We start from the raw sequence: 12,113 nt of genomic DNA, 5'->3' as shown, positions 1-12,113 counted from the left end.
AGGCAGGTGGTGGCTGACATGGTAAAGACCCTGAGATGATGCAATTTCAGCGTCTCATGTCAGCTCACCCTTTCCCCCTCGCCTAACGAGGTTTCAAGCCTTTTGCCTACTTGTGTCAGGCAGTCAGCCCACCATCTCGGCGTAGTCCTCTGAGGTTACTAACGTTGGGTCTTCGTCATCGTCGAATTCGTAGTCTTCCTCATTCTCATGAGCTGCGATAGCATCGCGGAGAAAGCGATCGCACAACCACTGCGCCACTTTGTCAAAATCCCGGTCGGCGTCCAAAAACAGCACGCCCACCACGGCTTCGAACATCTCCCCCCAGGTACCAAATTCTTCCTCGGGCGGTTTACGGTTCTTGCGATTCCAGGAGGAGCTGAAGTCAGGTAGGCCCAGCTCGATGGCAAAGTCAGTGAGAGAGGGGCGATCGGCGATCGCCTGACGGTAGTCATCTAACTCCTTTCGCTCAAATTCTCGGCCAGTGCTATACAGGTAGTCGGCCAGGATGGTGTCGATTAGAGCATCGCCCATGAAGGCCAGGGTGCGGTATTTACGTTTGATGCGGTCTTGTTCTGCCCTGGGGAGAGCCATCTCATTGAGGGTGCAGGGGTCGGTGAGGGCGATTTCAAGCATGTCATCGCTGTGGAAACCGGGAAAGGCGATCGCACGCTTAGCCGCTTCAAGGTTGATAGACAGATAGCTCATAGCCAATTACCGATAAATACGTATTTGCGGAATAACAACATAGTGATCTTCCAAAATCTCGTCAGAGTCTTCGGCGGTTTTGACAAAACGGTATATAAATCGGACTTGCACTTCTCCAGAATCAAAATGGAACTGATTTGGATCAAGCCCTTTATCCATGAGAAGTTTATTGCAATTTTTAGACAACGAGCCAATTTCAATTAGGTCTTTAGTCAGAATAGACCAGCCATTGTGATAGCGATTACACCTTAGATTTAGTACATCACCTTCCCGCATCTTTTCGATAATGTTCTGCCGTTTTCGAGTTTCTGAATACCCTAAATTGATGTCTCCAATGCCCCTAGGCCTGCTAGGAAAAAAGTCAAAATAATGAATTCGGTCAGGCAGGACAACCGAATCCATGCGCTCAATTTTTGGCTCAATTAAGGTTTCTTTCAAAAACTGAACAGATCTAGTGCTACACAAGATCAGCTCTTCCCTAGCGCGGGTTATGGCGACATAAAACAGCCGTCTTTCATCCTCAATCTGATGCTCAGCCTCAGAGAATTTATCCGTTAGTAAGATCACCTTTGAGAATTCCAGCCCCTTCGCCCCATGGCAACTGGTGACTAAAATAGCATCTTCATCGGTGAGGGAATTATTGGGGCTTTCGCTGAATTCATAGATGGATGTGGCAATTTCCTCGGTGGTTATGGGTGTTGCCAGATCTGCGGAGCCGAACCCTCGCTCTTTATCAAGGTCATCGGCTATTTTTAATAGGGTTTTAACGGTTGGCTCTGTTAAGCTGCGCCCCTTGCGCTCAAAGAAAGTCTGAAACCGTTGGCGTACTGACTCAGTCTCAGTCAGGGTTAGGGTTGGATTCGCTTGCAGCTGCTTCAAAAGCTGATGGGTCACCGAATGGCGAATCAGCTTAACGTCTCGCCCCTTTAGGGCATAGGTAGGAATGCCCGCTAACCGCTCCAGCAGGGCTCTGATTTCGTTAAGCTGATCCCATTCCTTAGCCAAGATGACAATTTCGTTGGGTAGTGTGCCCTGGTCTAGCCACTGGCGCACCTGCTTGGTGACCCAAATTGCTTGGGCTGTTAGCGTGGCAAATAGCCGAGCTTTCACCGGCTCTCCCGCTTGCCCAATTCTGGCGCTATCGATACAGACCTGCTCTTCTGGCGTTTGCTTACAGCGATAGCGGTTGTTTTGAATCACCCGATTGCCTACGGCAATGATGGATTCTGTTGAGCGATAGTTCTCCGTCAGCAAAAACTGTTTAGCCTGGTATTCAGTCTTAAACTGGCGGATGAATTTAGCATCTGCTCCGCGAAAGCCATAAATGTTTTGGTCGTCGTCGCCAATCACACAGAGGTTGATTTGCACTGGCTGGTCCTGACTAGCTGTGTCGTCTAGCCCAGAAATTAGCCGAATCAGGCGATACTCCTGCTCGGTCACGTCCTGGTACTCATCCACAAAAATGTGCTCGGTGTTGCCCAAGAGTCGGATACGGCGGAGCTGGATGTTATCATCGTCGTCTTCTTGGCTCTCCAGCAGGTCGCAGGCGTCCTTCAGCAGGTTGTCGAATCGTTTTTCGGCGTCTTGGCGTTTGTGTTCTTCGAGGGTGCGACCCAGCAGAGCGAGGGCTAGGCCGTGGAAGGTGTAAACCCGCAGCCGAGAGGCTAAGTTGCCGATTAGATCCTGCAATCGCAGGCGGAGTTCTCGCACGGCATTGCGGTTGTAGGCCAACACCACAATGCGATCGGGAGCTACTCGTTTGACCTTAATCAGGTAGGCAATGCGGTGAACAATGGTGCGTGTCTTCCCTGAGCCAGGGCCAGCAATGACCGAAATCGCAGCAGATTCTGCTTCTACAATGGCCTTCTGAGAGGCATTAAGTGGCCCCATAATAGCGTCGTAGTCAGCCTGAGTAACCGGGCGCTGACTCAGGCCAGGGTAGGCCGCCGTGAAGCCTTCGCGGGTGAGGGTGAAATAGTCGTCTACGAGCTGCTGGCGCGCTTGGTCATCCTCTGCCAGCTCGCCATACTTTGCCATCAGGTGGGTCTTGCGGGCCTGTTCTTTGTAGTGCTCTTCTAGGGTTGGGTAACGGCTGTAGATGGTTTTGAGGTTGGCCCCTTTGAAGACCCTCACTTTTAAGGCCTGGTGGAATAGGGTAAGCCCATCCGTTAACCGCACAATTTCTCGCTCATGGAGCCAGATCAGCGTGCGCCGGAGCTGCTGGGCCTCTATTTCTGTCGGGATAGGGCGCTCGCATACCGTCTCCAACAGCGCCTCAAAATCACACTGCACCACCAAGCGAGCCCCGGTCTTGGTCTCTAGGGTGTTGTCGATTTCGGCGTACAGGGCATCTAGCAGCTTGGTGCAGAACTGTTGATGGCGAGGCAGCCAGTCGATCACCTGGGATAGGGGGCCAGAGTCTGCATTGGGAGCGCTGATCTGCATCAGGCCACCGCTCAGGCGTTTAAGGCTGACCCAGCCCAGGGCTTGCCATCCTTCTAGCAGAGTAGTCAGCTTGGTATCTCTGAGCTTTTGGCTGCCATCGGCATCTAGAAAGGTGGCCAGTTTGCGGGGATTGACCACGTGGCTGGGTTTGTCGCCCACATTGTCGGCCAAGTAGCTCAGAAGCTGGTCTTCTAGGGTGCAGTAACGCCCATAGGTGAGTTTGGCATCGCCTTTTACGGCTTTAGTCACCAACAGCGTTAGCGGCAGCTGAGAAGTACACACCTCAGCCCGTTGCAGTTCTCGAATGCGATCGGGTAACTCCAGCACCGGAATGCCCGATTCGTCGCTGAGCCGCTCTAACGACACTCGTTCGCCTTCTTGCTGGTGCTGCTGTTGTACCAAATGCATACCGTAGATAAGCCGCTCAAAGGACTTGATTTCACCCTGCTTGAGGCTTTTTTGGCGGCTGTAGGTGAGAAACATATCCCAAGACTGAGCCGGGGTAGTTTGCTTCAGATGAAACTGCACCACCGTAGAGAGATTTTCAGCTCGCTCGATTAGTCCAAAGTCTTCTAGGTGGTGCAGGGCCACCCGCATCTTGGTTTCTCGCTGATCGTCGTCGGTGGCAAAGCGGTCGTCCAGATCGCTGGTTTGGTAGATCTCGTTGGTGGTAACCCAGAACCAGTCTTCGGTAATGGGGCCAGAGCGGGAACGGATGCGATCGCGCACTCCCCGTAATGCCGTAAAGATATTCCTTAAGTCTGTCCGGGAGAGATGATTCAAACTCTTCAAAAAGAAGAGCATCTCTAAATCTTGCGGGTCAAACAGCAGCATGCAGTCGGCGGGGGCACCATCACGCCCAGCTCGGCCCGCTTCCTGGATGTAGCCCTCCAGGCTGCCGCTAGGAGTGTTGTGAACGACAACTCGCACATCTTTGCGGTTAATGCCCATGCCAAAGGCACAGGTAGCTGTCACCACATTGAGGTCTCCATTCTTAAAGGCATTGAGCAGCTCGCTCTTTTTCGCTTTGGGCACTTTGCCATGGTAGTGGTGGGCCTGAATATCGTGCCGCTGAAGCATGGTGGCCAGCCGCTCGGCATCGCGGCGCAGAGCGGTGTAGACCAGGGCGCAGCCCCCCTGATCAAGCGCCCGCTGCACGGCTTCCACAATCAGCGGGTCTTTATTGCCGTTGACTGGGAGCACCTGGTAGTTGAGGTTATCGCGCTGAATGCCCGCAGCAATTTTGCAGCGAACCGGAAGAGACTGCTGCTGAAAAAGCTGGCAGATATCGTCGCGTACCTGGGCGGTGGCGGTGGCGGTTAGCAGCGCCAGAGCGGGTAGGGGGCGGCCCAGGGCGGTGTAGAGATCGTGAATAAACTTGGGTATGTAGCGGTAGTCAGGACGGAAGTCTTGCCCCCACTGGCTGACGCAGTGGGCCTCATCAATGACCCAAAGTGCGGGTGGGCGCTCTCGCAACAGGTTGCGAATGCTGATAGAGCGGAGCTGTTCTGGACTGATGTAGAGCAGACCTTTTTGGCCATTGCGCAGGGCGTCTAGTCGTTCGGCCCGCATCGCTGCCGGTAGGTTGCCGTTGATGAAGGTAGCGAAGTCGAGCCCTTGAGCTTCCAGGTCTACCACCTGGTCTTCCATCAAGGCTTGAAGGGGAGAGATACATACCGTCAGCCCCCATTGGCAGCGGTAATACATCAGGGCAGGCAACTGGTAGCAAAGCGATTTGCCGCCCCCAGTGGGCATTAAAATTAGCGGGTTTTGTCGGGCGATAATGGCCTGAACGGCTTCTTCTTGAACTCCTCGAAATCCAGGGATGTCAAAGGCTTCTAGGAACGGCTGGTAGGTAAACCCTGCTGGCGTAACCGGGAACAGCTGATCGAGGGTGTCTTGAAACTGGGGCAGATGGTTGAGCCAGGCGGAGGGGGCTTGCTTGGACTGGTGCTGATTGCGCTCAAAGTTCCAGACCAGCAGGGCGGCGATGATAAAACGACGGTCAAAGTCGGCCTCGCGCAGCAGAATGCCCCAGATGTAGTCAAGGGCGTCTGAAGAGAGGTTTGTGAGAACGGCAGGGGGAAGATCGCTAAGGGCTGGGGGCGCTTCAGGAAGCCAGCCTAGGGGCTCAAACAAGCTGCGGTAGGCAGCATCTGCGGTGGTTTGCCCGTGGGTGAGTAGCCAGGTGTAGAGCTGTCGTAGGATGGCTGGATGTTGGTCCAGGCGGTTTAGGCATGCTTCGAGCAGCAGGCGGGTGGCTCTGACATCTTCGAGGGGGTCGTTGCTGGCGTAGTCGCTGAGTTTGTAGTCTTTTTGCAGCCGGTGGGAGGGCTCTAGGGCAAAGGCCAGCAGCGAAAGTTCGAGGGTATCGATAATTTGTAACGGCTCTAGCTCAGGCCACTGGCGGGTGAGGTGAACCTGGTCAAAGCGGCGAAAGTTGTGGCCGCAGAGAGTCCCCTGGGTCTGGATTGCGTGAAGGAGCTGGCTGTGAATATCCTGCGCTTGTTCTTGAGAGGCCTGAAAGGTATCGGCAGACGACAGCAGACCATAGCTGAAGATCTGGCCTTTTAGATCTACCTCCAGATCTAAGTAGATATAGCTATCTAGGATGTCGCTTAACCCCATACCAATTCCCGCTTCAGAATCTGAGAAGCTTGAATGGTGCTTCTAATGCCCTCATGGTACCCAGGGGCTGAAATCTTGATGACAGCCTGATTTTGAGTCTTCTTCAAGATCTGAGGCTATCTGAAGAGGAGAACAAGCTCATGGATCGCTTAAAGGTTTTTCATACAGTCTGTAAACGCTGGTATCCGAAAATTCGTAGCCAGTAGTTTTTAGAACAGTGGTTAAGGTTTCAGATTGGGGTAGGAAACCCCCAATGGCATTGAACCCTAGTTGGTGAGCTAAATTGCCCATGTCATTCAGTGCTGCCTGCACACCTGAAGCGGTGCCGCCTAGCCAGCCGATCCAGAGGGTGCCGTCGGGGCTTTCCATGTGGCTACGGATGAACAGGCTAGCCAGGGTATTGCCCTCGAAACTTCCCCAGACCCAGCCTTGGGCTAGAAACTGAGTGAGGTTGGCTGGGGTGAGGGTTTGCCATTTTGCACCACGGACAACAAAGAGAAGATCGCGCTCCTCAGAGACAAAGCGGTTAATGGCGGCCCAGGCGCGATCGCAGTCATCTTCCCCCAGCAACCGCAGGGCCGTAGGCGCACCCTTGCTGGCGGTGGCACTGTAGACGGCGTAATCACCCAGGGGGCTAAAGCCCTCTCGCTGCATAAAGGGATGCATGGAGGTGTTGGTAACGCTGACGCAGGTACGCAGGGTGGTGAGACCCAGAGATTGGCCCAGGGATAAGGCAGCTTGAGTGAGTTGACGGCCAATGCCCTGGCGGCGAAAGGCGCGATCGACTCGCAGCGCTTCCCACCAGCCTTCGGTATCGGAGAGCTGCACGATGCGGGTCATGCCGACGGGCTGGCCATCGCGATCGGCGACCAGAATGTGGCCTGTGGGGTCGGCGAACCAGACATCCCATACATCGGGAATATAGTCGGTTTCGTCATCCCAGGTGTGCTGGCAAAAGGCGAGGATTGGAATTTTGTCGCTCGGTTGAGCCGGGCGGATATGGGGTTGGGCTGACGGAGGCATTATGCAGATGAGCCAATGGTTGCAGGAGCCTCGCTAATGGTCTGATAATCTGGGCTGGAAAATGGCTCAAAACCCTCTAACCATGGTGCAGTGAGGCTACACAGCAGGCGAAACTGGAGTGGCGTAGGCGGTGGGTTGACCCGCTCAACCTTGGCTTTTACCTGCTCAGGGAAGCTAGAGACGAGTTTGAACAGGTCTTGCGCCAGGTAGCGAGGGCAGTAACCAACCTGATGTCGATCTTCAGTGCGTAGCACTAGAGCACGGGAGTCGAAGGGATTTTGCAGGTCGTGCGTCAGCCACAGTGGCGTGTCGGGCGGCAGGGTTTGGACATGCTGCTGTTCGGCCTCTGGGAAATGGCGCAGGCCGTGGGTGAAGAAATGGATGTGGTAGTTGCCGTCGGCCTCTCGCTCGGGGCAGGGGAAGACTTCAAAGTTGTCGGTTTTGCGTTTGCCGCCGCTGCGAGCCAGTAGGGCGATCGGGTCGTCTTGGTGCTCGGGGATATTGAGCCACTGGATAAAGTCTTTGTACTCGGGGCGGGAGGGGCGGAGAAGCCGGTTGGCAAAGAGCGGGAATAGGTCGCTAGAGACGTAGCTGTAGTCGAATTTGGGAAAGGACAAAATGGGCTCAAACCCGGCTTGCTCTCTAGCGTCTAAGGCTCCTTGTAGATAGCTAAAGCGGTACAACCCATCCTCATAGGTGAGCTGCCCCACGGGAAACCAGGTGCGGGAGTTCGGATCTTGCCAAGCTAGAAACAGGGTTTTCAAGTCAGTTCCTCTCGCAAACGCAGCAGTCTGCTTCTATTAATGTCGAGCATTTGGTGCGCAAATTCTAGGGCAGTTGGAGAGATTCGGCTCTGAGGGATCCGGTGCAGCAGTGTTTCAATCTGCCCAGGAGATATTTTGGCCAACTGGTCTAACCATAGGGCTGCCGACCTGGCATAGTCACGGGCTACGGCAGCAAATACATCGAACGTTAACAGGGGCTTACTGTCTCCCTCTTGCCGGAAAAAGGCAGAACGAGACTTCTCGGCATAGGCTTGTACGGTGTTTTGGGCGAGGCGCTGCTGCCGCCTTACGTCTAGCAGCTCTCGCCCTAGGCAGGCGGCATGGTCGTAGGTGGGCGCTAGCTTGGGGATGCCTCCTGGCAAGGGCACAACAAAGCCCCAGTTTTCGTGGTGCCGATCGCCATTGCCAATCCAAGCATCGAGCAGGAGATAGCCAATGAATGTGGCAACGGCGTTATCAATGCCAGGCGGCGGCTCCCAGTTTGGGGGCAGTTGGATACCGGATTGGCTAACGGCCCTAAGGACTAACGACAGGGTGTGTTGGGAGACGTTGTAGCCTTCATATTTGGGGTAGCTGGATACCAGACCGGCCAGAATCTCGTTGCCATGGACGAGGGCTGTCTTGTCGGGCAGGAGGTTGGGAGAAATGGTGCCTAGTTGCTCGTTCCAGATAGCCAGTTCGTAGGTAGCGTGGGGCAGGCCCAGGAGTCGGCAAAGTTCGGCGGCAAGTTTTTCTGACCAGTCTTCGCCGGTATTGGGCCGAGACCGTTTGAAAAGGCAATCACCAAGATTGGTGTCGTTGTACCAGAATTTACTCTTGCTCCCCATGGCTTCTTCTGCACGGGCGGCATCGGTAGGGACTTCAATGATGGGGAAGCGATCGCTCATTCTTGGCAATAGAAACAAATAAGCTTTCCAAGATAAAAGGTACTAATAAATTGGCCAGAGAATTGACGATATGGAAACATAAATCAATCTTAAGTTGAGTCGCTTATGTTACGACCTAATTCTAGAATAGAGGAATAGACTTTGAATCAAGTCAGTTTTGTCGATAAATAAGAAACCTAATAAAAACCACTAAAGCTATAACAGAGAAAGTCGAAAGACCAAAAAGGTAGAGATCTGAATAGCTGGAATCTTGCGGAAGCCCCCAGTCAAATGCTTTCCACAATGGGGCGGCTACTGACTTCGTAAATGATGCAGATACAATAAATCCGAATACCGTGAGTGCCACTCTGAACGCATCATCTTAGATTCGATTAGCTTTATTTCGCTTTCTAGAATTGATAAATTTTCGAGGATCTGGCTTTGCATAGCTTCAACATTCATCTTCTCCCAACCCTTGATTAAAAGATCTCTAACCTCTCCGAAAGGGGTTGTTTCAAGCATTTTCGACTTCAATTCTACCAAATCCCTTCTGGTAGCTAAGATTCCGGATAGATCTTTTAGTTTTCCCGACTTCTCAACTAAAGCTTTATGCAACATAAAGCCATATTCCAACAATTCAATCTGAGTCTGATGTTCATAGATTAAATGACCGTTATTAATGTCCATCCATTGTTTCTGCTTGTCTATTCCACTTTTAGACCAAGCCCATAAGGTTGCGGAGGATGTGATGTAGGCAGAATAATCCTCAAATTTTCGAGCATCTAGAGGCACATATTCAGAAGAACTACCTGTTGTCCCCGAGACACGCGCCAGCATTTTACCGAAGGCTTCCCTATGGATTTCTTCATTACTTGAAGAACTGTCTTGCTGATCACTAAAATCAATCAAGTGAATATGAGGTTTGCCAGACCAGTAATTGCCCATTGATGGCAAGCTTGTCTGACCTTTGAGCAAAAAATTTATAGAAGACGCAGGCTTCTGAGTGATCAGTCCAAAAATGGAAAATAAAGTGAGTGCTATTGAGGTAATTGTCTCCTCGCCATCTGGCTTTGAGAGTGGTGCAAAGTCAAAATCAAAATCTCCTATTCTAATTGTTTGAGTTAATTCTCTTAAGGCATTTTTTTGCTTTTCTTTTGCCCTTAAGAATTTCAATCTTTCTATGATACTACTTGGCGGAAAGGAAAAGGTGTAATAGGCTTCAGATGCTAGAGCGCTAAGCATGGGTGGGACAAAGGCAAAATTATAATCGCATTGCTGGATGTTTACATATTCAGAAATAAAGTCATCAAGTGGTACGGGTTCGTTTGGCCCGATTAATCGAAACTCAATAATGAGAATTCCACTTTTGTAAAGGATGATAACTGGGTAAACGCGAGAAATTTTTTCTTCTTCCTTAATCAAGACTATGGGTTTTAAGAATGCTCTAAGATGTGGTGTTGGAAGTTCCATTCCAGGTGATATTTGACGAGCCTCAGCAAATAGGAATTGAACCCCAATCAGCCAAGTCTCTCTTGCATAACCAGTTAGCTCAAGCTCGGAATTTGTGTCAAACCTGGCTGAAGCTTGCTTAAGATCTCCTGATATTTTGAGAATCGTTTCTCCTGATACTACCTCTTCGTCTACTCGACAGAAGGTTTGTCCGTTTGACAAAACGACACAATCAGATATCTCAAGTTCGACCAGTGTCCTTGCAACTGACTCCAGATCGTCTACACGAGACTCAAAGTAAGTTGAGAATGTATACCAAATTTCCCACTTTCTAACTTCAAAAGAACTCATGACAAATCTTCTAAGAGTAATGGATGAATATCTTTATTCATCTTTTGGTGATATTGATATAATTCATTACATGGGAGTTAGATGTGACATTGTGGACAGCCAGGACGGCTATCCCACAAGAAGCTTAAAACAGTTCGCCTTGGGTGGCGGGGCTGTCGCCGATGGTGGCCATTAAGAATTCCCTTCGTAATCAACACAGATCACTAGCCCGGCAAGGATCTCGGTCATTACCTCGGGCTCGATTTGCCCCAGACATTTGGTAAAGCGCTGGGTTGACAGGCTGCGGACTTGTAAGACGTTGGCGGCGAAGTCTCTAGCGAGTCCATTGGTTTCTGTGGCGGGTAATTTGACCATGAAGGGGCGGCGGTCAAATTTATCTTGCCAGGTGGTGATGGGGATGACGATGCGGAGGGGAATTGGGGTAAAGAGATTGGTGCTGATGACCACGACGGGGCGGGTTTTCTGAATTTCTTGGCCACGGGTAGGGTCGAGGTCTACTAGCCAGATTTCGCCACGACTAGGGTTCGTCATCGGGAAGCTCCCAGTCTTCGCTATCTAGCACTGAAAACTCGGTAAGAGCTGGATCGGTTTTAAAGTCTGCGGCGGTATCAGCGATGAAGGGGGCCAACGCCTGATGACGTTGGGATAAGGGTAGGCTAGCTAGCTGCTGGAGGGAAGGCTGGGTGGGTGGTGCCGGAGGTGGCGAGATTTTTTGCCGCAGAAATTCGGCAAAGTCGAGGACTTCCTGCTGCTTTTCGGAGGGAAGTTGGCGCAGGTGGTCAAGGAGGGCTTGTTCGAGGTGGGCGGTGCTGAGCATGGTGGGAATCTCGACAGAGATAGGTTTAGCTTAAAACAGTTCGCCTTGGGTGGCGGGGTCGTCGCCAAAGAGGGTGCCTTGGGTGATGTATTTGCCAGTAGGATCCGCGACTGAGGCGGGTTTGCCTTTTGCCTTTTGCCTTCTTCTTATCGTGTAACCCCTGGGTAACTTCTAAGACTGCGTCACGCTGCGCGAACGGCGTGGCGCTGGTGGTTGAGGGTGAGGCGGCGATCGCCCCCCTCTCACCGATCGCCTTTGCTGATGCAGAAGTTTTGTTTACCAGGATCGCCATGGCGGGTATCAGGCTTCTCCAGCTTGTTGTTTGAGTAGGTTAACGACATCGTCAGATAACCAGAGTCCTGCATCTTTCAACTGCTGTAGCCGATTGCCCACAGATGGGATTAGTCCGCGCCGTTTTGCCAACACGATCGCACCACCTGTCCCCAGGATGGCAATTCCCAATGCACGGGCACAGCGTCTGGCGGCGGTGTCATCAACCATAGCGCGATAGGTGGGGTTAGCCAAGGCAAAACTGAGCACGGCGGATTCTCCAGCGCCTAGATCCCAGGCGACGATCGCCGGATCGATCTGTACCGCAGTTTGGCTGTACCAGGTTACGGTTGGCAGTTGGGTGGCGGCTATATCTGACTTAACGGCGGTGATTTCGTCATAGACGGGTTGGGGAACGATGATGCGCTCAAACAGTTTGGGCAGCAAGTCGGCCTGGCCGCTTTTGAATAGGACGATCAGGGGTGAGGCGTTGATGACGACTTGGTTAATCGGCATCGGCTAGTTCCTCGGTGAGCTCGGCGGCGGTGTATTGGAGGACGGAGACGCGATAGCGGGTGAGGGTATTGATGAAGTCGGCGCGATGGAGTCCAGCGATTTCGGCGGCTTTTTCTTGGGAGATTTCACCGAGTTCGTACCATTTAACGGCGGCGGCAATCCGCATTTCTTGAACGAATTCTTGGGGAGCTTTGCGGAGGGCAGAAAATATGGTGTCTGGGAGTTCGATATGGATGGTTTGCATGGTGGGGGCTGGGT

The 12,113-nt window shown here is 52.2% G+C and carries 10 protein-coding genes; all 10 read right to left on the bottom strand.

The features are described 5' to 3' along the window. Positions 1-123: 123 nt before the first annotated feature. The gene (locus tag IQ254_RS25560; protein WP_193968977.1) at positions 124-705 is read right to left on the bottom strand and encodes a ribonuclease III domain-containing protein; all 582 of its coding nucleotides are present in this window, start codon (positions 703-705) and stop codon (positions 124-126) included. 6 nt (positions 706-711) lie between these two features. After that, positions 712-5,778: a RecQ family ATP-dependent DNA helicase gene (locus IQ254_RS25555; RefSeq protein WP_193968976.1), complete on the bottom strand. Its 5,067-nt coding sequence runs from the start codon at positions 5,776-5,778 to the stop codon at positions 712-714. A gap of 138 nt (positions 5,779-5,916) precedes the next feature. After that, positions 5,917-6,801, bottom strand: coding sequence for a GNAT family N-acetyltransferase (locus IQ254_RS25550; protein ID WP_193968975.1), 885 nt, complete (start codon positions 6,799-6,801; stop codon positions 5,917-5,919). After that, complete coding sequence (locus tag IQ254_RS25545) at positions 6,801-7,565, bottom strand: HIRAN domain-containing protein (protein ID WP_193968974.1); 765 nt, start codon at positions 7,563-7,565, stop codon at positions 6,801-6,803. The genes IQ254_RS25550 and IQ254_RS25545 overlap by 1 nt, the downstream gene beginning before the upstream one ends. Continuing rightward, complete coding sequence (locus tag IQ254_RS25540; protein WP_193968973.1) at positions 7,562-8,473, bottom strand: HipA-like protein; 912 nt, start codon at positions 8,471-8,473, stop codon at positions 7,562-7,564. The genes IQ254_RS25545 and IQ254_RS25540 overlap by 4 nt, the downstream gene beginning before the upstream one ends. Before the next feature lie 291 nt (positions 8,474-8,764). Continuing rightward, positions 8,765-10,252 carry a hypothetical protein gene (locus IQ254_RS25535; RefSeq protein ID WP_193968972.1) on the bottom strand — a complete coding sequence of 496 codons (1,488 nt, stop codon included), beginning with the start codon at positions 10,250-10,252 and terminating at the stop codon, positions 8,765-8,767. Positions 10,253-10,423: 171 nt separating this feature from the next. Beyond that, positions 10,424-10,783: a type II toxin-antitoxin system PemK/MazF family toxin gene (locus IQ254_RS25530; RefSeq protein ID WP_193968971.1), complete on the bottom strand. Its 360-nt coding sequence runs from the start codon at positions 10,781-10,783 to the stop codon at positions 10,424-10,426. Beyond that, complete coding sequence (locus tag IQ254_RS25525) at positions 10,770-11,069, bottom strand: DUF2281 domain-containing protein (RefSeq protein ID WP_193968970.1); 300 nt, start codon at positions 11,067-11,069, stop codon at positions 10,770-10,772. Before IQ254_RS25525 ends, IQ254_RS25530 begins: the two co-directional genes overlap by 14 nt. 300 nt (positions 11,070-11,369) lie before the next feature. Beyond that, complete coding sequence (locus tag IQ254_RS25520; RefSeq protein ID WP_193968969.1) at positions 11,370-11,855, bottom strand: DUF3368 domain-containing protein; 486 nt, start codon at positions 11,853-11,855, stop codon at positions 11,370-11,372. Further along, positions 11,845-12,099: a UPF0175 family protein gene (locus IQ254_RS25515; RefSeq protein ID WP_193968978.1), complete on the bottom strand. Its 255-nt coding sequence runs from the start codon at positions 12,097-12,099 to the stop codon at positions 11,845-11,847. Before IQ254_RS25515 ends, IQ254_RS25520 begins: the two co-directional genes overlap by 11 nt. Positions 12,100-12,113 lie beyond the last annotated feature (14 nt).

It is taken from the genome of Nodosilinea sp. LEGE 07088 (genome assembly GCF_015207395.1).
Classification (GTDB): domain Bacteria; phylum Cyanobacteriota; class Cyanobacteriia; order Phormidesmidales; family Phormidesmidaceae; genus Nodosilinea.
This window is presented reverse-complemented; position numbering and strand designations above follow the sequence as displayed.

What these genes read in the sequence shown, in the direction of transcription:
- IQ254_RS25515 (WP_193968978.1), bottom strand. Translation starts at nt 12,099, where the DNA reads ATGCAAACCATCCATATCGAACTCCCAGACACCATATTTTCTGCCCTC.
- IQ254_RS25520 (WP_193968969.1), bottom strand. Translation starts at nt 11,855, where the DNA reads ATGCCGATTAACCAAGTCGTCATCAACGCCTCACCCCTGATCGTCCTA.
- IQ254_RS25555 (WP_193968976.1), bottom strand. Translation starts at nt 5,778, where the DNA reads ATGGGGTTAAGCGACATCCTAGATAGCTATATCTACTTAGATCTGGAG.
- IQ254_RS25560 (WP_193968977.1), bottom strand. Translation starts at nt 705, where the DNA reads ATGAGCTATCTGTCTATCAACCTTGAAGCGGCTAAGCGTGCGATCGCC.
- IQ254_RS25535 (WP_193968972.1), bottom strand. Translation starts at nt 10,252, where the DNA reads ATGAGTTCTTTTGAAGTTAGAAAGTGGGAAATTTGGTATACATTCTCA.
- IQ254_RS25530 (WP_193968971.1), bottom strand. Translation starts at nt 10,783, where the DNA reads ATGACGAACCCTAGTCGTGGCGAAATCTGGCTAGTAGACCTCGACCCT.
- IQ254_RS25525 (WP_193968970.1), bottom strand. Translation starts at nt 11,069, where the DNA reads ATGCTCAGCACCGCCCACCTCGAACAAGCCCTCCTTGACCACCTGCGC.
- IQ254_RS25550 (WP_193968975.1), bottom strand. Translation starts at nt 6,801, where the DNA reads ATGCCTCCGTCAGCCCAACCCCATATCCGCCCGGCTCAACCGAGCGAC.
- IQ254_RS25540 (WP_193968973.1), bottom strand. Translation starts at nt 8,473, where the DNA reads ATGAGCGATCGCTTCCCCATCATTGAAGTCCCTACCGATGCCGCCCGT.